The following is a 25,064-nucleotide window of genomic DNA, read 5'->3' as shown; positions in this document are numbered from 1 at the left end:
TTGCCGTCAGCCGCCCGGCCGACGGAACTGCTGCGTCTCGTCGCCCGCCTCGCCGGAGCGGTACGTGCCCGCGCCCGACATGGACGACTGCTGCGCCGCCGGCGCGGGCTGCCCGCCCCGGTCGGCCATCCGGCGTTCGTAGTCGCCCCGGCCGGCCTGCTGGGCCTGCCGCTGCTCCCGGAACGCCCGGGACTCCTCCGAGGCCCGGTGCAGCCACCCGTCCCAGCGGTCCTGCATCGGCTTCACCAGACCACCACCGACACCGATGATCAGGATGCCGGCCACGGTGGCGAGGAACGCCACCAGCACCGGTGTGGTCACCGTGGTGGCGATGCCCACCTGGTTCAGCGCGGCGATCACCCCGAGCGCCAGGATGAAGATCGCCGTCACGTCGGCCAGCACGCGGCCGTACGAGAGCCCGCCGAGCGCGCCGGACACCAGGTCCCGGACGGCGTTGGCGATGGCGGCCGCGATCACCACGATCACGATCGCCACGAAGGCCCGCGGCAGCCAGGACACCACCCCGCGGATCAGGTCGCTGATCGCGTTCGGTCCCCACACCCCGAAGGCGAACTGCAGGGTGAACAGCAGGACCGCGTAGTAGGCCAGTTTGGCCAGGATGTCGCTGGCGTCGTACTTGGTGCGTTCCAGGGCCCGTTTGATGCCACCGCGCTCGACGGCGCGGTCGAATCCGACCCGTTCCAGTGCCGCGTCCACGATTTTGAGGACGGCTCGGGCGATGAGCCAACCCACGACGAGGATCGCGATGAACGCGATCGCCCGCGGTACGAAGAGCAGCACCGACCTCCAGAAGTCGGTCCAGGCCGCACTGATGTCGACCTGGCCGACCGCGAGGGTTTTCGGCATGATGTCCCTCCTGTCGCGTGAACTGCGCCGCCCGCATACCCAGTGGTCTGGGCAGCACGCCGGACCGAACCGGGGCAATTTCCCGACATGCCCCACCGAACCGGCCCTGACCTGCCCGAACGTCCACGCCGACCGGCGCCGGCACCCGCCACGGACGCATGATCGGAACCCGCCGGCCACGCTCCGGTTAGGCTGCGGTCATGCCAGGCACCGCCGGTCGGGTTCCCACACCGTCCGCCCCCGCACCGGGAGCGCCCACCGATCCCGTCGTCGGCGGGCAGACGGCCGGGGCCGCCCACCCCTGGGCCGGCACGCCGCTGGGCGCCCCGCACACCTGGGATCCCGCGGTACGCGCCGTGACGGACGTGGTGCTCGCCTCCCCCGTGCCGATGGCTCTGCTCCTCGGCGACGACCTGGTGGTCTTCTACAACGACGGGTACGCCGAGCTGATCGGCGACCGGCACCCGGACGCGCTGGGCCGGCCGGCGGCCGAGGCGTTCGCCGAGGTGTGGCGCGACCCGGGCGCCGGCGAGGCGCTGGAGCGGGTCTACCGGCACGGCGAGCCGTTCCTGCAACGAGAGGCGGTGCTGTCGGCCGACCGGCAGGGCCCGGCCGAGCCGGCCGTGTTCACCCGGGGCCACTGCCCGGTCCGCGACTCCGCCGGCCGCATCGTCGGCGTGCTCACCGTCTCGGCGCAGACCACCCAGCTGACCCAGCAGTTGCAGAGCCTGAGCGACTTCGCGGCGGCGCTGGCCGGCACGCTCACGCTCGACGACGTGGCGCGGGTGACGCTGCGCTACTGCCTGCACTCCTTCGACGCCGACCGGGTGTCCTTCGCGGTGGACGAGGGCAGCGCGTGGCGGCTGGTCCGCCGCATCCGCGGCGAACTGCTCGACGAGGCCGACGAGCGGCTGCCCCCGCTGTGGCGCCGGATGCCCGCCGAGTCGCCGCTGCCGGCCGTGGTGACCGCGCGCAGCGGCGTGGCCTGGTTCACCGCCGACGGGCAGCCGCTGCGCGGCGTCGCGGCCGACCGGCACGACGAGAAGATCCGCGCGCTGGCGGCGCTGCCGCTGCGTACCACCGCGGTCCGGGGCTCGCTCACGGTGGGCTACCGGACGCCGCGTCCCTGGTCCCCGGCCGAACGGGCGCTGCTGACCGCGTCCGCGGAGCTGGTCGGCCAGGCCGCCGAGCGGGCCCGCCGCTTCGAGACCCAGCACGGCACCGCCCAGATGCTGCAGCGCAGCATGCTGCCGGAACGGCTGCCGGACCTGCCCCGGCTGCGCATCGCCGCCCGCTACGACCCGGGCGTGGACGGCAACGCGGCCGGCGGCGACTTCTACGACGCGTTCCTGCTGCCCACCGGCGCGCTTGGCGTGGTGCTGGGCGATGTGGCCGGGCACGACGTGCAGGCCGCCGCACGGATGGGCCAGGTACGCGCCGCGCTGCGCGCGCTCGCCCTGGTCGACTCCCGCCCGGACGCGGTGCTCGACGGCCTGGATCGGCTGGTCAGCAGCCTCGGTGTCGAGGGCGGCACCCAGGAGCTGTTCGTGACAGTGGTCTTCGGCGTGGTCGAGGCGGACCGCGAGCTGATCACGCTCGCCAGCGCCGGTCATCCCGCGCCGCTGATCCGGCGCGCCGGACCCGACGCGGCGGTGGCCGAGTTCGTCGACGTGCCGCCCGCCCCTCCGCTGGGCCTGGGTGGTGGGCGGGCGCGTACCGCCACCGTGCCGTTCCGCCCGGGCGACACCCTGCTGCTCTACAGCGACGGCGTGGTGGAGCGGCGCTGGCAGGACCTGGCCGCCGGGATGGCCGGGCTGGGCGCGGCGGTGACCGGGGCGGCCGGCGGCGATCCGCGCGCGCTGTGCGCGGTGGCGACCGCGTCGGTGCCGGGCGCCACCGAGGACGACGTGGCGGTGCTCGCGGTGGAGTACGCGGTGCGCCCCAGCCGGTCGGCGAGCATGGAGGTGCCGGCCGAGCCGACCGCGCCGAGCCGGGTCCGGCACTGGATGACCGCGCAGCTCGGCGAGTGGCACGTGCCCGAGGCGGTGATCGGCGCGGCCGTGCTGTGCACGAGCGAGCTGACCACGAACGCGCTGCTGCACGCCGGCACCGCCGCCCGGGTCGAGGTCGACCTGTCCGCCGAGCGGTTGCTGGTGTCGGTGGCCGACTCCGGCACCCGCGGTCAGGTCACCCGGGCGCAGACCGACACGCTCAGCAGCCGGGGCCGCGGGCTCGGCCTGATCGAGGAGCTGAGCGACGCCTGGGGCACCGACCCGACCGTCCGCGGCTCGACTGTGTGGTTCGAAATCCTCATTCCGGCGGGTGGGTCGCGCGTCGGCGACGCCCCGGCCGGGTAGGAGCCCGACATGAGCGACGACAAGCGCCGCGGTGTCCTCTTCGACGTGGACGGCACCCTGGTCGACACGACGTACCTGCACACGGTGAGCTGGTGGGAGGCGCTGCGCCAGGCCGACCACCGGGTGCCGATGGCGCGGATCCACAGGTCCATCGGCATGGGCTCGGACAAGCTCCTCGACCACCTGCTGGGGGCGGAGCGGGACCGGGACGCCGACGGCCGGCTGCGCGACGCGCACGACGCGCTCTACGGCGAGTACTGGGAGCGGCTCGCGCCGCTGCCCGGCGCGCGGGAGCTGCTGCGTGCCTGCGCGGAGCGCGGGCTGCGGGTGGTGCTCGCGACCTCGGCCGCCGAGCACGAGGTCACCGCGCTGCGCGCCGCGCTGGACGTGGACGACGTGATCGACTCGGTCACCTCGTCGGCGGACGCGCAGGAGAGCAAGCCGGCACCGGACATCCTGGTCGCCGCGCTGGACCAGTCGGGGCTGACCGCCGAGCGGGTGGTGTTCGTCGGCGACTCGGTCTGGGACGTGGCCGCCGCCGGCAAGCTGGACATCCCCTGCATCGGCCTGACCTGCGGCGGCACCGGCCGGGCTGAGCTGGCCGGGGCGGGCGCGGTGGCGGTCTACGACGACCCGGCCGCGCTGCTGGACGCCCTGCCGGAAAGCGCCATCGGCACGCTCGGTTGACCGGCCGGTCAACCGGCGGGCACGCGCAGGCTTAGCCGGGCCCGCTTCGGGGCACTGCTGGACTCCACCGCCCGGCCTACGGGCGACGGAAGGGTGGTGCCGTGGAACCGGTCGATGTCGCGTTCGCTCTGCTGGGCGTCGGTGCGCTGCTGGCCGGGGTGCTTCCCCGGGTGCTGGAGAGACGGCCACTGTCGATGCCCATCGCGTTCCTCGGGCTCGGCATGCTCGTCTTCGTGCTGCCCACCGGTCTGCCCACACCGGACCCGCTGCGCTGGCCCGAGCTGACCACCCACCTCACCGAGGTCGGGGTGATCGTCGCGCTGATGGGCGCCGGCTTGAAGATCGACCGTCCGCTGAGCTGGTCCCGCTGGTCGTCGACCTGGCGGCTGCTGGCGATCGCCATGCCGCTGTGCATCGCCGCGGTGGCGCTGCTCGGCTGGTGGTGGGCCGGTCTGGTACCGGCCGCGGCGCTGCTGCTCGGCGCGGCGCTCGCCCCCACCGACCCGGTGCTCGCCTCCGACGTGCAGGTGGGCGAACCGACCGATGTGGAGGACTCGGAGGACGAGGTGCGCTTCGCGCTCACCTCGGAGGCGGGCCTCAACGACGGGCTGGCCTTCCCGTTCGTGTACGCGGCCATCGCGATCGCCACCACCGGGCTCGCGCCGTCCGGCTGGCTGGGCGAGTGGTTCGCCGTGGACGTGCTCTACAAGCTGGCCGCCGGGGTGGGCGGCGGGCTGCTCGTCGGCTGGCTGCTCGGCAAGCTGTTCTTCCGCGCCCCGAGCAAGCTGCGGCTGGCCAAGCACTCCGAGGGCTTCCTCGCGCTGGCCGCGACGTTCCTCGCGTACGGGCTGGTCGAGGTGATCGGCGGGTACGGCTTCCTGGCCGTGTTCGTGGCCGCCCGCGCGATCCGGGCCGCCGAGCGTACGCACGAGTTCCACTCCGTGCTGCACGACTTCGCCGAACAGGTGGAGCGGCTGCTCACGGTGCTGTTGCTGCTGCTGTTCGGCGGTGCCGTGATCGGCGGGCTGCTCGCGCCGCTGACCTGGCCGGCCGCGCTGGCCGGGCTGGCCCTGGTGCTGGTGATCCGGCCGCTGGCCGGGTGGCTGTCGCTGCGCGGGGCGCCGGGCAAACCGGCCGAGCACTGGGTGATCTCGCTGTTCGGCATCCGGGGCGTCGGCTCGTTCTACTACCTGGCGTACGCCACCAGCAAGACCGACTTCCCGCAGGCGGATCTGGTCTGGGCCACTGTCGGTCTCGTGGTGGTGGTGTCGGTGGTGGCGCACGGCATCGCCGCGACACCGGTCATGCAGTTGCTGGACCGGGAGGGCGAACGCACCGGCGAGGACACGCGGGCCGGGTCGGCGGCGCAACCCGTGGGCGCCACCGGCTGAGCGTCCGGGCGGCGACCCGGATCAGCCCAGCCGACCGGTGGCGACCCGGATCAGGCCAGCCGGGCGGCGAGCGCGCGGCCCAGGTCCCGACCGGAGCGCCAGGCGGTCTGCACGCGCGGGCGGCCGAACGCGTCACCGGCCAGGCCGATCCCGTCGTCGTCCAGGTGGAACGTGGCGCTCCCGGCGAGCGCGGCCGGGGTCGCGTACGTCCAGCGGTGCACGTGGGCCGACACGGCCGGCTCGGGCAGTGCGAGCAGGTCGCGGACCGCCTGCTCGATCGCCGGGCGGGCGGCGGTGGGCTGGAGCAGGTGCCCGGCGGCGAACCCGGCGGTGGTGTGCGCGACGAGCACCGGCGCGCCGTCGCCGCGCCGGTCGCCGTCGTCGCAGACCAGGCTGAGCACGGGGTGGTCGTTGACGAACGCGCCCCGGAAGTCCGGCCAGCGGCGGGCCGGGAAGTGCAGCACCCCGCTCAGCGCCGGCGACCAGCGCTGCGCGGCCACCGCCCGGGTGGCCTCGGCCAGCGCCGGATCCAGCAGCAGCGCGGCCTGCGGGCCGGGCATGGCGAGCACGACCGCCTCGGCCTCGGTGCCGTCCACCCGGGGGCCGGGGTCGACGCTCATCACCAGCCGGTCGTGCGTCACCGGCAGGTCGCCGGCCAGGTGCTCGACGAGTGAGCGCAGCCCGCGCGGGGCGGCCCAGCGCATCGGGCCGGCGACCTGCCGACGCCCGCCCGGCCCGTACGCGACGAGCGTGTCGGTCCACTCCCGCGCCAGCCCGGCGGCCCGCCACCGGTCGGCCACGGCGGCGAAGTCCGGGTCGTCCACGGTGAAGTACGCGGCGCCCAGGTCGGCCGGGCGGCCGTCGAAGCGCTTGCTGGCCATCCGCCCGCCGGTGACCCGGGCCCGTTCGCGTACCCGCACCGGGACGCCGGCCCGCGCCAGCTCGGTCGCGCACGCCACCCCGGCGATGCCCGCACCGACCACCACCACGCCCGTCCGGTCCGCCGTCACCAGGTGATCGTAGGCGGCGGGCGGCATGAACCCGCCGAGCCTGGGGTAGTGGTACACCTGTTCGAGGAGAGGTGATCGACATGGCCGACCGCAACAACGCCAGCGGCAGGAACGTGAACCCGGACGCCGCCGTCAAGGACCCGGACGACTGGGTCACCGGCGACGAGCCGCCCACCGCCGCCCAGGAGTCGTACCTGCACACCCTGGCCCAGGAGGCGGGCGAGCCGGTGCCGGAGGGCCTGACCAAGGCCGAGGCGTCCCGGCGGATCGACGAGCTCCAGGCGGAGACCGGCCGGGGCCGCTGAGGTCAGCGCGGGGGCAGGCGGTGCAGCTCGACCCGGTCGAGCCGCCCCGCCGCCACCCGGGCGGTCAGGTACGTGGCGTACGGCTGCGCCCGCCGGTCGGTGGGTGAGCCGGGGTTGAGCAGCCGCAGGCCGCCCGGGGCGACACTGTCCCACGGGATGTGCGAGTGCCCGAAGACGAGCAGGTCGCAGTCGCCGTACGCGGCGGCGCAGCGCTCCTCGCGACGGGTCTTCGGGCCGGTCTCGTGCACGACGGCGACCCGCAGGCCGTCCAGCTCGACGCGGGCCACCTCGGGCAGCCGGGCGCGCAGCGCCGGCCCGTCGTTGTTGCCGTACACCCCGACCAGCCGGCGCGACCGCTCCTCCAGCGCGTCCAGCAGCGCCACGTCCACCCAGTCCCCGGCGTGCACGACGACATCCGCGGCCTCCACCGCCCCCCACAGCGGCGCGGGCAGATCCCGCGCCCGCTTGGGCACATGCGTGTCGGCCATGATCACGAGTTCCACACCCCCATCCTCCCCCACTCCCTCCCTGCACCGTCGATCATGAAGTTGGCGGCACTCAGGGAGATCGACTTCGCCGTCAACCTCATGATCGACGGGAAGAGGTGGCGGGGCGGCGCTCGGCGGCGGCGCGGGCGGCGGCGTCGGTGATCCGGCCGGCGGCGACGATCAGGCCGATGTGTGAGTACGCCTGCGGAAAGTTGCCCACCTGCTCGCCGGTGTCCGGGTCGATCTGCTCGGCGTACAGGCCGAGGTCGTTGGTGCGGGCGGCGAGGCGTTCGACCAACCGCCGCGCCCGGTCCAGTTCCCCCGCCTCGGCCAGGCAGGCGGCCAGCCAGAACGAACAGATCACGAACCCGGCCGGGTCGCCGTCCCAGCGGCGCAGCAGCCCGTCGCGGGACAGCCGCCGCTCCAGCACGTCCATCGTGGCGCGCATCCGGTCGTCGTCCGCCGGCAGGAAACCGACGAGCGGCATGACCAGCACCGAGGCGTCCAGGTCGTCCGAGCCGAACGCCCCGGTGTACGCGCCGACCCGCTCGTTCCAGCCGTGGGCGAGCACCGCCGCCCGTACCTCGTCGCGTGCGGAGGCCCAGCGTGCCACGTCGGCGGGCTCGCCGATGCGGGAGCCGAACCGCACCGCCCGGTCCAGCGCGGTCCAGCACTCCACCTTCGACGACACGTAGTGCCGCTCCGGGCCGCGCCCCTCCCACATCCCCGCGTCGGGCCGGTGCCAGCCGCGCTCGGCCTGGTCGGCGAGCGTCCGCAGCAGATCGCGGACCTCCGGTGACATGGGGTCGAGGTAGTACCGCATCAGCCAGGCGGCGTCGAGCACCTCGCCCAGCACGTCGTTCTGCCGCTGCCGCCAGGCGTCGTTGCCGACGAGCACCGGCCGGCTGTGCTCGTACCCGGCCAGGTGGTCGAGGTCGTGCTCGGTCAGGTCCCGCTCCCCCTCGACGCCGTACATGATCGGCACCGGCTCGTCGCCGATCCGGCCCATCGCCCGGGCCACCCAGGTGAACTGCCGGTCCGCCTCGTCCGGACAGGCCGCCCGCCAGAGCGCCTGGAGGGTGAGGCTGAAGTCGCGCAGCCACACGTAGCGGTAGTCGTAGTTGCGGTCGCCGCCGAGCCGCTCCGGCACCGACGTGGTGGCCGCCGCGACGACAGCACCGCTGGGCGCGTAGGTCATCCCCTGCACCGCGAGCGCGCTGCGCCGCACCTCGTCGCGGTACTCGCCCTGGTAGTCGTGCAGCGCCGACCAGGACCGCCAGCCGGCGATTGTCTCGGCCACCACCTCGGCGGCGTCGGGCAGCGCCGGTTCGCCGCCGGCATACGTCGGGGCGTACCCGAGGGTGAAGCGGTGGGTGCTGGCGGCGCGGGCGGTGAACCGTCCTGCGGCGGCCCCCTCGGCGATGGTCAGCGGGACGTCGGCGCGCAACTCCAGCCGGCAGGCGCCGGCCGTGGCGGCCACCACCCCGTCACGTTCGGTGAGGTAGGCGCCGACCCGGCCGTACTCGAAACGCGGCGCGTACTCGACGCGCATCGGCACCTCGCCGGTCAGCCCTTCGACCAGCCGGGCGAGCACCCGCGGCGAGCGCATCCCGATGTCGTGACCGCGCGCGCCGGGCTCCAGCGCCAGCGCGTCGGTGACGGCGACCGTGCCGGTCGCCGTGGTGAAGACGGTACGCAGCACCAGCGTGTCGTCCAGGTAGGACCGGCTGCTGGTGGCCGGGCCCTCGGGACGGATGCTCCAGTGGCCGGCGTCCTCGTCGAGCAGGCGCCCGAACACCGACGGCGCGTCGAACCGGGGCGGGCACCACCAGTTGACCGCGCCGTCCCGGTCGACCAGGGCGGCGCTGCGCCCGTCGGCGAGGAACCCGTGCTCGCTGATCCGTCGGGTCGGCACGACTGTGGCTACCCGGCCCGGGTGCCACCATGCCTGGCCACATCGGTCCCGGTCGGCGCGTTACCGCTGCCCGGCGGCGGGAACGCGGCGGGTTGACGAAGGAGGATGCTCATGACCAGACCCTCGACTCCGACCGCGGCCTGGCAGCCCGGAATGCCGGGCAGCGACAACCTCCCGTCCGGCCCGGGCGGTCGCCCGACGCCGCCGAGCGGGGACGGGCACGGCCCGCAGGCCGGGGCCACTACCGTCACGATCGGTTCGTATCCGGACTATCCGTCCGCCCAGCGCGTGGTGGACTATCTGGCCGACAACAGGTTCCCGGTGGAACGTACCTCGATCGTCGGTACGGACCTCACACTCGTGGAGACCGTGATGGGACGGCTCACCACGGGCCGGGCGGCCCTGCTCGGGGCCGGCACCGGCGCCTGGTTCGGTCTGTTCATCGGGTTGCTGTTCGGCATCTTCACCGCGGGCAACTGGCTGGCGGTGATCCTGGTCGGGCTGGTGATCGGCGCGATCTGGGGTGCTGTGTTCGGCGCGGTCGCGCACGCCATGAGCGGTGGGCAGCGTGACTTCACGTCTGCGAGTTCGCTGCGGGCCGCCCAGTACGCGGTCACGGTGGACGCGGAGCTGGCCGGTCAGGCCCAGCAGCTGCTCAGCCGGATGCACCTGACACCGACCGGCGCCACCGCCCGCTGACCGGCGGTACGCGACATCGAGGGAGGGCCCAGCCTGGGTCCTCCCTCGCCGCGTCAGTGGTACGCCCGCTCACCGGCGCGCAGCGGCACGTCCACCCGGTTCTCCGGCGGGGCCAGCGGGCAGGCCCACCTGTCGTCGTACGCGCAGCTGGGGTTGTAGAGGTAGTTGGGGTCCAGCCGGACCCGGTCGCCGGCCAGCACGGTCAGGCCGCGACCGAACGTGCCCTTGACGGTGTCGGTGAGATACCGGCCCCCGCCGTACGAGCCGTCGCCACAGGTGGCGTCGCGCAGCGGCAGGAACAGTCCGCCCCCGTACGCCTCGATCCACCACAGCGTGAGCGGTCCCCACGGCGTCTCGGCGACTGCCGCGCGCCGGTAGGCGACCACCCCGTCCGGGCCGCCGGTGTCGATGCGCAGCTCCCCGGAAGCGGGGCGCAGCGGTGCCTCCACCACGGCCGACGGGTCGGGCGGGTACCAGCGCAGCCCGGTGAAGCCGGCCCGGTCGGCGGGCGGCACCGGGCTGCTCGGGTGGGTGCGGAACAGTTCGTCGCGCGCGGCCCGGAACCCGGTCAGGTCGAGGTCGGACAGGTAGAGCCGGGCCACCCGCTCCCGCCAGTCGAGCAGGTCGAGATCGCCCATCCCCCGACCCTAGCCGGGTCATACGTTCAAACTTCTAATAAGACTGCGGTCTAGCGAACCCACCCACGGCAGACACCCTTGTTAAAATTTTAAATAGTGCTACTCTCGGGGCCATGACGGAGAGCCTGGACGCGGAGCGAATGGCCTGTTGGCGCGCGTACATCGAGTCGAGCCAGCGGCTGTTCACCCAGCTCGAGGACGACCTGCGCGCCGACAGCGACCTGAGCTTCGCCGACTACCACGTGCTGGTGCTGCTCTCCGAGGCACCCGGTCAGCGGCTGCGCATGGGTGAGCTGGCCGACCGGCTGGTGTTCTCACCGAGCCGACTGACCTACCAGGTCGCCACGATGCGCAAGCGCGGCCTGGTGGCGAAGGAGGCGTGTCCGGCCGACCGGCGCGGCAGCGAGGCCGTGCTCACCGCGGCCGGCCTGCTCGCCCTGCGCGAGGCCGCGCCGCACCACCTGCGCTCCGTGCGCGCCCACCTGATCGACGACCTCGACGACGCCGAGGTCGCCTGCCTCACCCGGGTCTTCGAGCGGCTCGGCCGGCGCCTGCGCGCCGACCGCACCGCGTCGTCCACCCCGGCCGACAAGTAAGGAGTCCCGCGATGCCCGCGATCACCGTCGACGACGTCCTCGTCCTGCCCCGCCTGCCGAAGCTCGGCGAGGCGACCGAATACCGTGCGGTCCGCCGGGTCACCACCGCGCCCAGCGGCTACGAGGGCGAGGGCTTCCCGGTCCGCCGGGCCTTCGCCGGGGTGCCGATGACCGAGCTGGACCCGTTCATCCACCTCGACCAGATGGGCGAGGTGGACTACGCGCCGGGCGAGCCGAAGGGCACCTCCTGGCACCCGCACCGCGGCTTCGAGACCGTGACCTACATGATCGACGGGATCATGGACCACCAGGACTCGACCGGTGGCGGCGGCACCATCACCGACGGCGACACCCAGTGGATGACGGCAGGCAGTGGCCTGTTGCACATCGAGGCCCCGCCGGAGCACCTGGTGATGAGCGGCGGGCTGTTCCACGGCCTCCAGCTCTGGGTCAACCTGCCCCGGGTGGCCAAGATGAGCGCGCCCCGCTACCAGGACATCCGCGGCCGGGAGTCGGCGCTGCTGACCACGCCCGACGGCGGCGGCCTGATCCGGGTCATCGCCGGCGAGGTCGCCGGGCACCAGGGTCCGGGCTCGACGCACACGCCGATCACCATCGCGCACGTCACGTTGCAGCCCGGCGCCGAGCTGAGCCTGCCGTGGCGGTCGGACTTCAACGCGCTGGTGTACGTGCTGGCCGGCCGAGGCACGGTCGGGACCGACCGGCGGCCGATCCAGCTCGGCCAGCTCGCCGTGCACGGGCCCGGTGAGGCGCTGCGGATCACCGCCGACCGGACGCAGGACTCCAACGCCCCGGCGCTGGAGCTCTACCTGATGGGCGGCCAGCCGATCCGCGAGCCGGTGGCCCACTACGGTCCGTTCGTGATGAACACGCGGGCCGAGCTGATCCAGGCGGTCGAGGACTTCCAGGCCGGCCGGCTCGGGGTGATCCCGACCGGGCGGGTGCCGCACAGCGACGGCCAGGGCGACCGCCCCTGACCTGCTACGGGCGCCCCGGTTCGCCGGGGCGCCCGGCCGCGGCCTCAGGAGACGGCGAAGATCCCGGCCACCCCGAGGATCACCATCAACAGGACCGCCACCAGCGCACCCCGCTCCCCCTCCACCGCCTGGTCGCGGTCGTCGGTCACGGTGTTCGTCGTCTCGGCGGGCATGTCGGTGCCTCCTCGGTTTCGCGGTCCAGGGGTCCGGCGCACCCCTGACGCGCGCACCGACGCCGACCTGCTGCTCGACGTGCGGGGCCCTGCCGGGGGTCCTACCGTGTGAGGACGTCGTCGACCTCGGGGGGTGGAACGTGACTCTGCGGGACTGGTTCCTCACCGCACAGGAACGCGCCAACCCGGGCTCTGAATTACCCGTCTGGACCGATGGAAACCTCGCCGAGCCGCTGATTCACGGTGCCGCGTACTTCGACCGCCTGGTCAGCGAAGTGGAGTCACTCTCGGCGGGCGACCACCTGTTCTTCACCGACTGGCGTGGTGACCCGGACGAGCGGCTGCGCCCGGACGGCCCGACGGTGGCGCAGTTGTTCGCCCAGGCCGCCCAGCGCGGCGTGATCGTCAAAGGGCTGGTCTGGCGCTCCCACCTCGACACGCTCTCCTACAGCGAGTCGGAGAACCGCGACCTCAGCGAGGCGATCCGCGCGGCCGGCGGCGAGGTGCTGCTCGACCAGCGGGTCCGGCGCGGCGGCTCGCACCACCAGAAGCTCGTGGTGCTGCGCCGGCCCGGCGACCCGAGCCGCGACATCGCGTTCGCCGGCGGGATCGACCTGTGCCACAGCCGCCGCGACGACGCCGGTCACTCCGGCGACCCGCAGCCGGTCGGCATGTCCCCCCGGTACGGCCCCACACCGCCCTGGCACGACGTGCAGCTGGCGGTACGCGGGCCGGTGGTCGGCGCGCTCGACACCACGTTCCGGGAGCGGTGGACCGATCCGATGCCGCTGGACTCGGAGAACCCGATGGCATACCTGCGGGACCGGCTGCGCGGCTCGGACCTGCGCCCGGACCCGCTGCCCGAGCAGCCCGCCGACCCGCCGCCATGCGGGCCGCACCACGTGCAGGTGCTGCGCACCTACCCGGCCGTGCGGCCCCGCTACTCGTTCGCCCCGGACGGCGAGCGCACGGTGGCCCGCGGCTACACCAAGGCCGTACGCCGGGCCCGGCGGCTGATCTATCTGGAGGACCAGTACCTCTGGTCGACCGAGGTGGCGGAGCTGTTCGCGCAGGCGCTGCACGAGCACCCGGACCTGCACCTGGTGGCGGTCGTCCCCCGGCACCCGGACGTGGACGGCCGGCTCGCGCTGCCGCCGAACATGGTCGGCCGGGAGCAGGCGCTGTCGCTGTGCCACCGGGCCGCGCCGGAGCGGGTGCACGTGTTCGACGTGGAGAACCACGACGGCACGCCGGTGTACGTGCACGCGAAGGTCTGCGTGGTGGACGACGTCTGGGCCAGCGTGGGCAGCGACAACTTCAACCGCCGGTCCTGGACGCACGACAGCGAGCTGTCCTGCGCGGTGCTCGACGACACCCGTGACGAGCGGGCGCCGGCCGATCCGGCCGGGCTGGGCGACGGCGCCCGCGTGTTCGCCCGCGACCTGCGGCTGCGGCTGTGGCGCGAGCACCTGGACCGCGATCCCGGCGGCGCGCAGGACGACGACCTGCTGGACCCGGCGGACGCGGTGGCGGCGGTCACCGCGGCGGCCGACGAGCTGGACCGCTGGCACGCCGGGGGCCGGGCCGGTCCCCGTCCGCCGGGCCGGTTGCGGCCGCACCGCCCGGAGCGGTTGCCCTGGCGTACGCGGCTCTGGGCGCTGCCCGCGTACCGGCTGGTCTACGACCCGGACGGCAGGCCGCTGCGTGCCCGGCGGGCGGGCACCTGGTGAAGGTCTGACACCTCGTCCGGCACGTTCGGGCGGGCCGGGTACGCGAACGACACGCGCGGTGAGTAGAAGCCCCAGCACACGTGCAGCGGGTTGGCCGGACGCAGCGCGTGGACCGGGTGCTCCCGGGCCGGGAACTCCACCGACTCGACCTCGAACGGTGACACCGGCTCGGCCACGTACGGGTAGTCGGTGACGATCAGCTCACCGTCGCTGCGGGTGAGGTAGCGGTGGTGGCCGTTGTGCGCCTCGGTGCCGGTGTACCCGACCCGGGCGGTGACCCGGATCAGCAGCGTGCCGTCGGCGGCCCGGGTCTCGGCGGTGAGCTGATCACCTCGCAGGTCGAGGCGGGTCTCCCCGGCGGCGGCCGGCGCGCCCCGCGCGGCGGCGTACCGCCGGACCCGCTCACTGGAGGAGAAGTAGTGCGTCCACCAGCCACCGGGCGTCTCGCCGTCGGGCGGGTCCATGTCCGCCAGTGAGACACCGACGTAGGTGAGCGAGTACGCCCCGAAGCCGGAGGTCTGCGTCTCGTCGTCGACCACGTACTGGTTGACGAACACCTGCCGCTGCGGGTGCGGGCGCAAACCGGCGGGCAGCAGCGTGTCGACCGCGCCGGGATCCGCCGGGAGCCAGCTGAACAGCAGCGTCCGGGCGTTGATGACGAGTTGCGGCGCGGCGGGATCCAGCACGGTGCCTCCGTTGACGTGTCGCTACGGACGGTACGGGCGGTCCCGTCGGCGGGACAACGACAGAAAGGCGACACTTCGGCCACCTGTCGGATTCCACGTTGACCGGCCGGGGTAGGACCGGGGCCGACCGGTCGACGCCGCTCGCCACCCTGCCGAGCGAGATATCGCCCGCCTCACGCCTTTCGTGGCTGCTTACACCTTAAGTACATCGTACTTTCGGCTAGATTTCCGCAGCACGATCGGGCTATGGTGGCTTCCGAACGTACGACCGACACCTAAACCTAAGCGTCACGTCTTTTTTCTTCCGTGGACGAGGTGCAGGGAGGACCACCCATGACCGCTCCCACGATCAGCGCCCCGGCGACCACGCCGGCCGCCGCCGCGAAGCTCGACCCCCGCTCGCTCACCGACAGCGCAGCCGACCTGCTAGCCGCGATGGCCGCGCTGCCCGCCGACCACCCGTCCCGGCCCGCGCTGCGCGACCGCGCCATCGAGGCGTGGCTGCCACTGGCGAACCATCTGGCCCACCGCTACAGCGGCCGGGGCGAGCCCAACGACGACCTGGCGCAGACCGCCGCGATCGGTCTGATCAAGGCGATCGACAAGTTCGACCCGTCGCGCGGCGTCGACTTCGCCGGCTACGCCATCCCCACCATCATCGGCGAGCTGAAGCGCCACTTCCGCGACCGCACCTGGGACATCCGGGTGCCCCGCCGGCTCCAGGAGCTGCGCCTGGCGATCTCCGACGCCAACAGCACGCTGCTGCAGACGCTCGGCCGCTCGCCGACGGTCGCCGACATCGCCGCCCACCTCAAGCTCACCGAGGAAGAGGTGCTGGAGGGCCTGGAGGGCGCCCGCGCGTACAACGCGGTGTCGCTGTCCACCCCCACCGGCGACGGCGAGCGGGCCACCGAGCTGGGTGACCTGCTCGGCGGCGAGGACGGCGAGTTCGAGCTGGCCGAGATGCGGGTGGCCCTCGGCCCGGCGCTCGCCACGCTCGACCAGCGCGAGCAGAAGATCCTCACGCTGCGCTTCTACGGCAACCTGACCCAGTCGCAGATCGCCGAGCAGATCGGCGTCTCGCAGATGCACGTGTCCCGGCTGCTGGCCCGGGCCCTGACGAAGCTGCGCGGTCAGCTCGACGGAACGTACTAGCAAGGGGGGCGGCCGGGTCGGCGGACCCGGCGCGGCGGCCCACCGGGCCCGGTCGGCGGTGCGCCGGCCGGGCCGTTCCGCGTCCCGGGGGCGACGCGGACCGTCCGGCGGCGCGGTGCGAGAGTGGGTCGGTGCTCGCCGACGTCCCGCTCGACCTGCCGGTCCGCCCGGTCCTGCCGGCGCTCGTCGGCGCCTTGCGCGAGCGCGGCGCCGCCGTCCTGGTGGCGCCACCGGGCACCGGCAAGACCACCACCGCGCCGCTCGCGGTCGCCGACGCGGTCACCGGCCGCGTGGTGATCGCCCAGCCCCGGCGGGTGGCCGCCCGCGCCGCCGCGCACCGGATGGCCGCCCTGCTCGGCGAGCGGGTCGGCGACCGGATCGGGTACGCGGTGCGCGGCGAGCGCCGTGCCGGGCCGCGTACCCGGGTCGAGGTCGTCACCACCGGCCTGCTGGTCCGCCGCCTGCACCACGACCCGGAGCTGCCGGGGGTGGACGCGGTACTGCTCGACGAGTGCCACGAGCGGCACCTCGACGCCGACCTGGCGCTGGCGTTCAGCGTCGAGGCCCGCGCGACGCTGCGCCCGGACCTGTGGCTGCTGGCGATGTCGGCCACCCCGCAGACGGACCGGTTCGCGGCGCTGCTCGGCGCCGGTGACCCCGCCCCCGTGGTACGCGCCGAGGCCGCGCTGCACCCGGTCGAGCGGGTGTGGGCGCCGCCGCCGCGCCCGGTGACGCCGCCCGGCGCCGGCCGGGTCGACCCGGCGCTGCTCGACCACGTGGCCGCCACCGTCCGCCGGGCGCTGCGCGAACGCGACGGCGACGTGCTGGTCTTCCTGCCCGGCGCGGGTGAGATCGCCGCCGTCGCGGGCCGGCTCGCAGGCCTGCGCGACACCGCTGTGCTGCCGTTGCACGGACGGCTGCCGGGGCCCGCCCAGGACGCGGCACTCACGCCGGCCGCCGGACGGCGCGTGGTGCTGGCGACCGCGGTGGCGGAGAGCAGCCTGACCGTCCCCGGCGTACGGGTGGTCGTGGACGGCGGACTGAGCCGGGTGCCGCGTACCGACCTGGCGCGAGGACTGGGTTCGCTGGTCACAGTGCCGGTGTCGCGGGCCGGGGCCACCCAGCGCGCCGGCCGGGCCGGACGGGAGGCGCCCGGCGCGGTCTACCGCTGCTGGTCCGCCGCGACGCACGCGCGGCTCGCACCGCAGCCCGAACCGGAGATCGCCACCGCCGACCTGACCGGGTTCGCGCTGGAGCTGGCGGCCTGGGGCACACCGGACGGCACCGGGCTGGCGCTGCCCGACCCGCCGCCGCCGGCCGCGCTGACAGTGGCGCGGGAGACGCTCACCACGCTCGGCGCGGTGGACCACGACGGCCGGATCACCGCGCGCGGGCGGGCGGTCGCGGCGGCGGGCACGCATCCCCGGCTGGCGCGGGCGCTGCTGGACGGCGCGCCCCGGGTCGGCGCAGAACGGGCCGCCCAGGTGGTGGCGATCCTCGGCGAGGACACGCTGGGCGGGACGGGGGACGACCTGCCCGCCCGATGGCGGCGGCTGCGCGACGGCGCCGACCCGGCCGCCACCGCGCGCTGGCGCACCGAGGTACGCCGCCTACGCGCCGCCCTGCCCGCCGACGGCGCGGACGAGCCCTCCGGCTCACCCGTCGGCCCGGCGGACCGGCGACAGACCGGCGCGCCCGCCGGCCGGGCGGCGCAGCGGCGCGACGCGGGGCGGTCGTCGGGAGACGAGCGGGATCGTCTGCCGGACGATCTGGCCGCGGGGCTGCTCGCCGGGCTCGCGTACCCGGAACGGCTGGCCCGGGCGCGGCGGCCGGGCGGGTCCGCGTACCTGATGGCCGGCGGCACCGCCGCGGGGCTGGCGCCCGGGTCGGGGCTGGCCGGAGCGGCGTGGCTGGCCGTCGCGGTGGCCGACCGCTCCCCCGGCGCGCCGGCCGCCCGGGTGCGGCTGGCCGCGCCGATCGACGAGGCGACCGCCCGGGAGGCCGGGGCGGCGCTGCTGCGCGCCGAACGGGAGGTGGCCTGGTCCGGCGGGGACGTGGTGGCCCGCGAGGTGGAGCGGCTCGGCGCTGTCGAGCTGGTCGACCGGCCGCTCACCGCGCCGGAGCCGGAGCTGGTCGCGGCGGCACTGCTGGACGGGCTGCGGCAGGAAGGGCCGGGGCTGCTGCGGTGGACGCCCGAGGCGACCGCGCTGCGCCACCGGCTGGCGTTCTGCCGTCAGGCGCTCGGTGACGACTGGCCGGATGTCTCCGACGTGGCGCTGCTCGCCGACGCGCCCGTCTGGCTCGGCCCGGAGCTGGCCCGCGCCCGGCGCCGGGCCGACCTCGGCCGGGTGGACGTGGCGGCGGCGTTGCGGCGGCTGCTGGACTGGCGGCAGGCGGCGCGGCTGGACGAGCTGGCCCCGGAGCGCCTGGAGGTGCCCAGCGGCTCGCGGATCCGGGTCGACTACGCCGACCCGGCCGCACCGGTGCTGGCGGTCAAGCTCCAGGAGACGTTCGGCTGGCGGGACGTGCCGCGCATCGCCGACGGGCGGATGCCGGTGCTGCTGCACCTGCTCTCCCCCGCCGGGCGGCCGGTGGCGGTCACCGCCGACCTGGCCTCGTTCTGGCGCACCGGGTACCCGCAGGTGCGGGCGGAGCTGCGCGGACGCTACCCGCGCCATCCCTGGCCGGAGGACCCGACCACCGCCGAGCCGACCCGCCGGGCCAGCCCGCGCCGGCGGTGAGGGCTACTCCTCGACCACGTCGGCGATCACGACGGTGATGTTGTCCGGGCCGCCGGCCCGCAGCGCCAGGTCGATCAGCCGGGCCGCGCAGGCGTCGCGTTCCGGCTGCTCGCTGAGCACCTCGGTAAGCGTGTCCGCGCGGACCACGTTGGAGAGGCCGTCGCTGCACAGCAGCCAGCGGTCACCGGCCCGGGGCACCATCGTGGCGTACGACGGGGAGACCTCGTCGCCCTGCAGCGCCTGGGTCACCACGGCCCGCCGGGGGTGGCTGCTGGCCTGTTCGGCGGTGATGACGCCCTGGTCGACGAGCATCTGCACGAACGTGTCGTCGCGGGTGACCTGCTTGAGCACGCCCTCGCGGTACAGGTAGGCCCGCGAGTCGCCGACGTGCGCCAGCGCGAGGCAGCTGCCGGTACGGGCGAACAGCAGCGCGGTGAGCGTGGTGCCCATGCCCTGGCGTTCCGGGTCCTCCTCGACGGCCCCGCGGATCCGCGCGGTGGCCAGCTCGATCCCGCCCTGGAGCGCGGCGACGAGTGCGTGCTCCGGCGTCTCCACGTCCAGCGGGGCGACCGCGTCGATGGCGATGCGGCTGGCCAGGTCGCCGGCCGCCATGCCGCCCATGCCGTCGGCGACCGCGACCAGCCAGGCGCCCGCGTGCTGCGCGTCCTGGTTACCGCTGCGGATCAGCCCACGGTCGCTCGCTCCGACGGAACGAAGCTTCAGGGTCATGGATCGCAGCCTGCCAGGTCGAGGGCTCGGATGTCTCTAGGAGATCACTGACATCGTACGTGGCGCGCCGAATCCCACCGCGCGCGGGCGCGCGCCCCTCATCGGGCCGGATCGATTGACAGCGGCGGAACGCGGTGGAAACATCGGGCTGATATTGGGAGCGCTCCCAGCTCCCGGTCTCCCCCACCACCCCCGAGCACGGAAGGAACCTCCGTGACCCGATCCCGTCGTCGGCTCGCCGCACTCGCGGCCACCACGCTGGCGCTCACCGGCCTCACCGCCGGCCCGGCGAGCGCCGAGGTGCCGCCGGACGCCCCCGAACAACTCCGCAACGGCGACTTCAGCGCCGGTGTCTCACCCTGGTTCTCGTACGGCACCGGCGACCTCGCGGTCGTCGACGGCCGGCTCTGCACCTCCGTCGCGGCGGGCACCGCGAACCCGTGGGACGCCGGCATCGGCCAGGACGCGGTGCCGCTGACCCAGGGCGCCGAGTACGAGCTGGCCTTCGACGTCTCCGCGACCCCCGGCGCGGCCGTCAAGGCGGTGCTCCAGCTCGGCAGCGCCCCCTACACCACTTACGCCAGCGTCGACGCGACAGCCACCGGCACCGCCCAGCGCGTCACCACCACGTTCACCTCGCCGGCCGACAACCCCACCGCCCAGCTGATCTTCCAGGTCGGCGGCAGCGCCCAGGCGCAGACGTTCTGCCTGGACAACGTGTCGCTGCGCGGCGGGGAGCCGGCGCCGCCGTACGAGCCGGACACCGGTCCCCGGGTCCGGGTCAACCAGGTCGGCTACCTGCCCGGCGGGCCGAAGCACGCGACTGTGGTCACCGAAGCCACCGACGCGCTGCCCTGGCAGCTCAAGTCGGGCGGCGGCGCGGTGGTCGCCAGCGGGCAGACCACGCCGCGCGGCACCGACGCCGCCTCGGCGCAGAACGTGCAGACCGTCGACTTCTCCGCCTACCGCAAGCCGGGCACCGGCTACACGCTGACCGTGGACGGCGAGACCAGCCACCCGTTCGACATCTCCGGCGCGCTCTACGACCGGCTGCGCGCCGACTCGCTCCAGTTCTTCTACGCCCAGCGCAGCGGCATCGCCATCGACGGCGACCTGATCGGCGAGGAGTACGCCCGGCCGGCCGGGCACCTCGGCGTCGAGCCCAACCAGGGCGACACCGACGTGCCGTGCCAGGCCGGCGTCTGCGACTACTCGCTGGACGTGCGCGGCGGCTGGTACGACGCCGGTGACCACGGCAAGTACGTCGTCAACGGCGGAATCGCCACCTACCAGCTGCTGAGCACCTTCGAGCGGACCAAGACCGCCGAGACCGCCGGCGGCGGCGCCGCTCTGGGCGACTCCACGCTGCGGCTGCCCGAGCGCGGCAACGACGTGCCGGACGTGCTCGACGAGGCCCGCTGGGAGCTGGAGTTCCTGCTGCGCATGCAGGTGCCGGCGGGCAAGCCGCTGGCCGGGATGGTCCACCACAAGATCCACGACCGGAACTGGACCGGCCTGCCGCTGCAGCCGCAGGACGACCCGCAGCCGCGTGAGCTGCACCCGCCGTCCACCGCCGCCACGCTGAACCTGGCCGCCGTCGCGGCGCAGTGCCAGCGGCTGTACGCCCCGTACGACGCCGCGTTCGCCGCGCGCTGCGGCACCGCCGCCAAGACCGCGTACGCCGCGGCCAAGGCGAACCCGGCGATCTACGCCCCGGCCAGCGACAGCACCGGCGGCGGCGCGTACGACGACACCAACGTCAGCGACGAGTTCTACTGGGCCGCGGCCGAGCTGTGGCTGACCACCGGCGACAAGGCGTACCTGGCCGACGTCACCGGCTCGCCGCTGCACACCGCCGACGTGTTCGCCCCGAACGGCGCGTTCGGCTGGCAGAGCGTCGCCGCGTTGGGCCGCCTGGACCTGGCCACCGTGCCGAACACGCTGCCCGCGGCGGAGAAGACCCGCATCCGCGAGTCCATCACCGCCGCCGCCGACAGCTACCTGGCCACGATCGCCGGCCAGGCGTACGGCCTGCCGTTCCCCGGCAGCGCCGACGCGTACGTCTGGGGCAGCAACAGCAACCTGGTGAACAACGCGATCGTGCTGGGCACCGCGTTCGACCTGAGCCGGGACGCGAAGTACCGGGACGGCGCGGTGCAGGCCGCCGACTACCTGTTCGGCCGCAACGCGCTGAACATGTCGTACGTGACCGGGTGGGGCGAGCAGCACGCCCGCAACCAGCACAGCCGGATCTTCGGCCACCAGCTGAACCCGGACCTGCCGCGTCCGCCGGCCGGCTCGCTCGCCGGTGGTCCGAACGCCGCACTCCAGGACCCGTTCGCGGCGAACCTGCTCGCCGGGTGCGCGCCGATGTTCTGCTACGTCGACGACATCAACTCGTACGCGACGAACGAGGTGGCGATCAACTGGAACTCGGCGCTGGCGTGGCTCGCGTCGTTCCTGGCCGACCAGGGTGACGCCGGCGCGGTGCCGGCGCCGTCCTGCGCGGTCACCTACACCACGCACGGGAGCTGGCCGTCCGGCTTCACCACCCAGGTGACGGTCCGCAACACCGGCACGACGGCGGTGAACGGCTGGAACCTGCGCTGGGCCTTCCTCAGTGGTCAGAAGGTGAGCCAGTCCTGGTCGGCGCAGGTCGGCCAGAGCGGCGCCACGGTCACCGCGAAGAACCTGTCGTGGAACGCGAAGCTGGCGCCCGGCGCCAGCACCACGTTCGGCTTCAACGGCGTCTCCTCCCCCGGTCCCAACCCCGACCCCGGGCTGGTCACGCTGAACGGAAAGGCCTGCACGGTCTCCTGACCGGCTTTGCCGCTCCAACCGGGCGCCATCGCAGGACCGGGTACGGTCCTGCGATGGCGTACCTGTTCCTGCTCGGCGCGATCACCGCCGAGGTGATCGGCACCAGTCTGCTCAAGGCCACCGACGGCTTCACCCGGCTCTGGCCCACGCTCGGCCTCGCCGTGGCGTACCTGTCCGCGTTCGGGTTGCTCTCGCTGGCCGTCAAGGACATCCCGGTCGGCGTCGCGTACGCGGTCTGGTCCGGCCTCGGCACCGCCGCCATCATGGCGATCGGCGCGGCGTTCCTGGGTGAGCCGCTGAGCGTCGCGAAGGTGGTCGGGGCGGGGCTGGTCATCGCCGGGGTGGTGGTGCTCAACCTCGGCGGCGCGCACTGAGCGCGGCCCGCCCGGCCCCGCTCAGCCCGGCAGCCCCGCCGCGCGCAGCAGCCGGAGCTGCCCGATCTCGGCCACGTTCTTCATCAGCTCGGCGTTCACCCACGCCGCCAGGTCCGCGACGGTCAACCCCGCGTCGGCGGGCCAGGGGTACGCGGCCGGCCGGTCCAGGTCGTCCTCGGTCAGCCCGTCCAGTGCGTCCGTCCACTCCGCCCGCAGCCCTCGCAGCCAGGCGACCGTGTCCCCGCCCGGCCCGGGCCAGCGGATGTCGTCACGTTCCCGCGCCGGCCGCTGCCGCACGTGGTCGGCGGCGACCGACCACCACCAGCCGATGTGCCAGGTGAGCCAGCCGACCGTGGGCGCCGGGACCGGGTCCGGCTCGGTGTCGGCCCAGTCGGGACGCCACCCGCCCGCCGGGTCGGGGCGCATCGTCCAGCACAGCGCGGCCGGCTCCCAGAGGAGGTCCGCCGGCTCCAGCCGGTCGAGGTGATATTCGGCGAGCGCCCAGGTCAGGTCGAACTGCCGGCGCAGCAGGGCGGTCACGGAGGCGGGCACCGCGCGATCGTGGCACGGCCCGAGCCCCTGGTCGACCGGTTAACGGCGCTTTCCGGCAGGCGGCGTGCCGCTCCGGAACAGAAGAGATGCCCATCGTCCGATATGACTCTCGGTCATATTTATGCCTGAGAGTCATACCGCTTGGAAGCTCACCCTTCTTTCGGGCGGGAACTGCCGGACGGGACCGCGCGGCGGCCCACCCGAACGGTCGTCGCCCGGCGGCACCGCCCGGAGCGGAGCGCCACAGCCGGTCCGCTGTGTGAGCGGCGTCGCTCCGTCCGGGGCATCGGACCCACTGCGGGTGCGCCTAGCGTCGACCCCATGGCCCTCGCCGGACCCCACTACTGATGGGACGCGTCTCGCCGCTCCCGCCGCCCGGGCCGCTGCGCACGCTCGCGTACGCCACGCTGGTCAACACAGTCGGCGCTGGGCTGTGGCTGGCGGGCGGGGCGCTCTACGTGACCCGGGACGTGGGCCTCTCCGCCACCTCGGTGGGCGCCGGACTGACCGCCGCCGGGCTGGTCGGGCTGAGCGCGAGCGTGCCGCTGGGCGGGCTGGCCGACAGGTGGGATCCGCGTACGCTCCGGGCCGTCCTCCAGGTGGGCCAGGCGGTCGCCGCGCTGGCGTACCTGCTGGTCGACTCGTTCCCGGCGTTCCTGGCGGTGGCGGTGCCGGAGGCGCTGCTCGCGGCCGGCAACCTGGCGGTACGGGCGGCGCTCGTCGCCTCGGTGGGCGGCCCGGACGGCCGGGTGCACGCCTTCGCCACGCTGCGCGCGGTGGCGAACCTGGGCATCACCGTCGGCACCGCGCTGGCCGGGATCGCCCTGGCAGTGGACACACACCGGGCGTACCAGGTGCTCGTGGTCGGCAACGCGGCCACCTACCTGCTCTCGGCGGCGCTGCTGCTGCGCCTGCCGCCGCAACCGGCCGCCGACGGCGCACGACGCACGCCGGGAACACTGCGGCGCGGCGGACCGCTGCGGGACGGACGGTTCCTCGCCGTCAGCGGCGCGTCGGCGGTGCTGAGCACGCACGTGACGGTGCTCGTGCTCGTCGTGCCGCTGTGGACGGTGAACCGGGCCGGCGCGCCGCCACCGGTGGTGTCGGCGGTGCTGCTCGTCAACACGGTGCTCACGGTGCTGCTCGCGGTACGGCTGAGCCGGGGCGCGGAGCGAGCCGCGCCGGCCGCCCGGAAGCTACGCCGGGCCGGGCTGGTGCTCGCCGCGGCGACGCCCCTGTACGCCGTGACGGGCGTCCTGCCGGTGCTCCCGGCGGTCGTCCTGCTGCTCGTCGCGACGGCGGTGTGGACGGTGGGCGACCTGTGGCACAGCGCGGCCGGCGCGGGCCTCGCCTACGACCTGGCCCCGGCTGGTGCGATCGGCGCCTACCAGGGCGCGGACGGCCTGCTCGCCGGGCTGGCCCAGGCGCTCGGCCGGGGCCTGCTCACACTGCTGGTGCTCGGCGGCGGTCCGGTCGGCTGGCTGGCGCTCGGCGGGATCTTCGCCGCCGCCGGTCTGGCCGCCCCGGCGCTGGCCCGCCGGGCGATAGCCGATCGGCCGGCTCCGGAGGCACGGCCCGCCGGGGTGCCCGGCTGAGCCCGGTGTAGCAGCATGGCGGGATGACCGACCAGCAGAGCATCACCATCCGACCGGGTGGGCCCGGCGACGCGCCCACGCTGCTGCGGCTGCTCGACAGCGCCACCGCATGGCTGGCCGAACGCGGGCGTACCGACCAGTGGGGCACCGAGCCGGCGTCGATCGACCCGCGCCGCATCGCCCAGGCCGACGCGTGGGCGGCCGGGAACGGCCTGCACCTCGCCGAGATCGACGCGACTGTGGTGGGCGCGCTGGTGGTGGGCGCGGCGACCGAGTACGTGCCGCCGGCCACCGAACCGGAGCTGTACGTGAACCTGCTGGTCACCGACCGGGCGTACGCGGGACGCGGGGTCGGGGCGCGGCTGCTGGCGTACGCGGCGGAGCTGGCCCGCGAACGCGGCGTCGGCCTGCTGCGGGTGGACTGCTTCCGCAGCCCGGACCGGGCACTCGTGCGGTTCTACGAGCGCTGCGGTTTCACCGCCACCGAGCCGTTCACCGTGGAGCGGCCGGGCCGTCCGACGTGGACCGGGCAGGTGCTGGAACGCCGGGTCGGCTGAG

Annotated in this window: 23 protein-coding genes; 14 read left to right on the top strand and 9 right to left on the bottom strand. The window is 74.6% G+C overall.

Annotated features, from left to right (window positions below; genetic code table 11):
• Positions 1-6: 6 nt before the first annotated feature.
• Positions 7-867 (bottom strand): mechanosensitive ion channel family protein, encoded by an 861-nt coding sequence (locus GA0070562_RS19245; RefSeq protein WP_091423949.1) that lies wholly within the window; start codon positions 865-867, stop codon positions 7-9.
• 200 nt (positions 868-1,067) lie between these two features.
• On the opposite strand from GA0070562_RS19245, the gene GA0070562_RS19240 reads away from it, so the two are divergent.
• From GA0070562_RS19240 to GA0070562_RS19230, 3 genes are all read left to right on the top strand, one after another.
• A complete protein-coding gene (locus GA0070562_RS19240) occupies positions 1,068-3,224 on the top strand; it encodes an ATP-binding SpoIIE family protein phosphatase (protein ID WP_091423944.1) in 2,157 nt (718 codons plus the stop codon).
• Between the two features lie 9 nt (positions 3,225-3,233).
• A complete protein-coding gene (locus GA0070562_RS19235; protein WP_091423941.1) occupies positions 3,234-3,911 on the top strand; it encodes an HAD family hydrolase in 678 nt (225 codons plus the stop codon).
• A gap of 101 nt (positions 3,912-4,012) precedes the next feature.
• The gene (locus GA0070562_RS19230) at positions 4,013-5,302 is read left to right on the top strand and encodes a cation:proton antiporter (protein ID WP_091423938.1); all 1,290 of its coding nucleotides are present in this window, start codon (positions 4,013-4,015) and stop codon (positions 5,300-5,302) included.
• A 50-nt stretch (positions 5,303-5,352) separates the two neighbouring features.
• Here GA0070562_RS19230 and GA0070562_RS19225 read toward each other — a convergent pair whose 3' ends face one another.
• Positions 5,353-6,291 carry an NAD(P)/FAD-dependent oxidoreductase gene (locus GA0070562_RS19225; RefSeq protein ID WP_175438806.1) on the bottom strand — a complete coding sequence of 313 codons (939 nt, stop codon included), beginning with the start codon at positions 6,289-6,291 and terminating at the stop codon, positions 5,353-5,355.
• Between the two features lie 101 nt (positions 6,292-6,392).
• On the opposite strand from GA0070562_RS19225, the gene GA0070562_RS19220 reads away from it, so the two are divergent.
• Positions 6,393-6,617: a DUF3072 domain-containing protein gene (locus tag GA0070562_RS19220; protein WP_091424546.1), complete on the top strand. Its 225-nt coding sequence runs from the start codon at positions 6,393-6,395 to the stop codon at positions 6,615-6,617.
• 2 nt (positions 6,618-6,619) lie between these two features.
• Here GA0070562_RS19220 and GA0070562_RS19215 read toward each other — a convergent pair whose 3' ends face one another.
• Positions 6,620-7,120, bottom strand: coding sequence for a metallophosphoesterase family protein (locus GA0070562_RS19215; protein ID WP_091423932.1), 501 nt, complete (start codon positions 7,118-7,120; stop codon positions 6,620-6,622).
• 82 nt (positions 7,121-7,202) lie between these two features.
• Entirely contained in the window at positions 7,203-9,020 is a 1,818-nt protein-coding gene (locus GA0070562_RS19210; protein ID WP_091423929.1) for a glycoside hydrolase family 15 protein, read from the bottom strand.
• Between the two features lie 111 nt (positions 9,021-9,131).
• Here GA0070562_RS19210 and GA0070562_RS19205 point away from each other — a divergent pair, with 111 nt between their 5' ends.
• Entirely contained in the window at positions 9,132-9,719 is a 588-nt protein-coding gene (locus tag GA0070562_RS19205; RefSeq protein ID WP_091424544.1) for a general stress protein, read from the top strand.
• A gap of 53 nt (positions 9,720-9,772) precedes the next feature.
• Here GA0070562_RS19205 and GA0070562_RS19200 read toward each other — a convergent pair whose 3' ends face one another.
• A complete protein-coding gene (locus GA0070562_RS19200) occupies positions 9,773-10,357 on the bottom strand; it encodes a DUF1684 domain-containing protein (RefSeq protein WP_091423925.1) in 585 nt (194 codons plus the stop codon).
• 113 nt (positions 10,358-10,470) lie between these two features.
• Between GA0070562_RS19200 and GA0070562_RS19195 the strand changes: the two genes are divergently transcribed.
• A complete protein-coding gene (locus tag GA0070562_RS19195; protein ID WP_091423922.1) occupies positions 10,471-10,953 on the top strand; it encodes a MarR family winged helix-turn-helix transcriptional regulator in 483 nt (160 codons plus the stop codon).
• A gap of 11 nt (positions 10,954-10,964) precedes the next feature.
• On the top strand, positions 10,965-11,951 hold the full coding sequence (locus tag GA0070562_RS19190) for a pirin family protein (protein WP_091423920.1): 987 nt from the start codon (positions 10,965-10,967) through the stop codon (positions 11,949-11,951).
• 44 nt (positions 11,952-11,995) lie between these two features.
• Here the strand turns inward: GA0070562_RS19190 and GA0070562_RS30930 are convergent, their stop codons facing one another.
• Complete coding sequence (locus tag GA0070562_RS30930; RefSeq protein WP_255292629.1) at positions 11,996-12,124, bottom strand: hypothetical protein; 129 nt, start codon at positions 12,122-12,124, stop codon at positions 11,996-11,998.
• A 140-nt stretch (positions 12,125-12,264) separates the two neighbouring features.
• On the opposite strand from GA0070562_RS30930, the gene GA0070562_RS19185 reads away from it, so the two are divergent.
• Positions 12,265-13,854, top strand: coding sequence for a phospholipase D family protein (locus GA0070562_RS19185; RefSeq protein WP_091423917.1), 1,590 nt, complete (start codon positions 12,265-12,267; stop codon positions 13,852-13,854).
• On the opposite strand, the gene GA0070562_RS19180 is transcribed toward GA0070562_RS19185, so the two are convergent.
• Complete coding sequence (locus tag GA0070562_RS19180) at positions 13,803-14,540, bottom strand: hypothetical protein (RefSeq protein WP_091423915.1); 738 nt, start codon at positions 14,538-14,540, stop codon at positions 13,803-13,805. The genes GA0070562_RS19185 and GA0070562_RS19180 overlap by 52 nt on opposite strands.
• Positions 14,541-14,873: 333 nt before the next feature.
• On the opposite strand from GA0070562_RS19180, the gene GA0070562_RS19175 reads away from it, so the two are divergent.
• On the top strand, positions 14,874-15,695 hold the full coding sequence (locus GA0070562_RS19175; protein ID WP_091423912.1) for a SigB/SigF/SigG family RNA polymerase sigma factor: 822 nt from the start codon (positions 14,874-14,876) through the stop codon (positions 15,693-15,695).
• A gap of 131 nt (positions 15,696-15,826) precedes the next feature.
• A complete protein-coding gene (gene hrpB, locus GA0070562_RS19170; RefSeq protein ID WP_091423908.1) occupies positions 15,827-18,436 on the top strand; it encodes an ATP-dependent helicase HrpB in 2,610 nt (869 codons plus the stop codon).
• Positions 18,437-18,439: 3 nt separating this feature from the next.
• Here the strand turns inward: hrpB and GA0070562_RS19165 are convergent, their stop codons facing one another.
• Positions 18,440-19,165, bottom strand: coding sequence for a PP2C family protein-serine/threonine phosphatase (locus GA0070562_RS19165; protein ID WP_091423904.1), 726 nt, complete (start codon positions 19,163-19,165; stop codon positions 18,440-18,442).
• A gap of 213 nt (positions 19,166-19,378) precedes the next feature.
• On the opposite strand from GA0070562_RS19165, the gene GA0070562_RS19160 reads away from it, so the two are divergent.
• Both GA0070562_RS19160 and GA0070562_RS19155 read left to right on the top strand, forming a co-directional pair.
• The gene (locus GA0070562_RS19160; RefSeq protein WP_091423898.1) at positions 19,379-21,985 is read left to right on the top strand and encodes a glycoside hydrolase family 9 protein; all 2,607 of its coding nucleotides are present in this window, start codon (positions 19,379-19,381) and stop codon (positions 21,983-21,985) included.
• Positions 21,986-22,038: 53 nt separating this feature from the next.
• Positions 22,039-22,359 carry a DMT family transporter gene (locus tag GA0070562_RS19155; RefSeq protein WP_069089914.1) on the top strand — a complete coding sequence of 107 codons (321 nt, stop codon included), beginning with the start codon at positions 22,039-22,041 and terminating at the stop codon, positions 22,357-22,359.
• A gap of 21 nt (positions 22,360-22,380) precedes the next feature.
• Here the strand turns inward: GA0070562_RS19155 and GA0070562_RS19150 are convergent, their stop codons facing one another.
• Positions 22,381-22,911: a DinB family protein gene (locus GA0070562_RS19150; RefSeq protein WP_091423894.1), complete on the bottom strand. Its 531-nt coding sequence runs from the start codon at positions 22,909-22,911 to the stop codon at positions 22,381-22,383.
• A gap of 347 nt (positions 22,912-23,258) precedes the next feature.
• Between GA0070562_RS19150 and GA0070562_RS19145 the strand changes: the two genes are divergently transcribed.
• Positions 23,259-24,506 (top strand): MFS transporter, encoded by a 1,248-nt coding sequence (locus tag GA0070562_RS19145; protein ID WP_091423891.1) that lies wholly within the window; start codon positions 23,259-23,261, stop codon positions 24,504-24,506.
• A gap of 23 nt (positions 24,507-24,529) precedes the next feature.
• Positions 24,530-25,063 (top strand): GNAT family N-acetyltransferase, encoded by a 534-nt coding sequence (locus tag GA0070562_RS19140; RefSeq protein ID WP_091423887.1) that lies wholly within the window; start codon positions 24,530-24,532, stop codon positions 25,061-25,063.
• The last annotated feature ends 1 nt before the right edge of the window (position 25,064 follow it).

The sequence above is a fragment of the Micromonospora tulbaghiae genome (assembly GCF_900091605.1).
Taxonomy (GTDB): Bacteria; Actinomycetota; Actinomycetes; order Mycobacteriales; family Micromonosporaceae; genus Micromonospora; species Micromonospora tulbaghiae.
The sequence above is the reverse complement of the archived record's forward strand: the minus strand, read 5'-3'. Positions and strand labels throughout refer to the sequence as shown.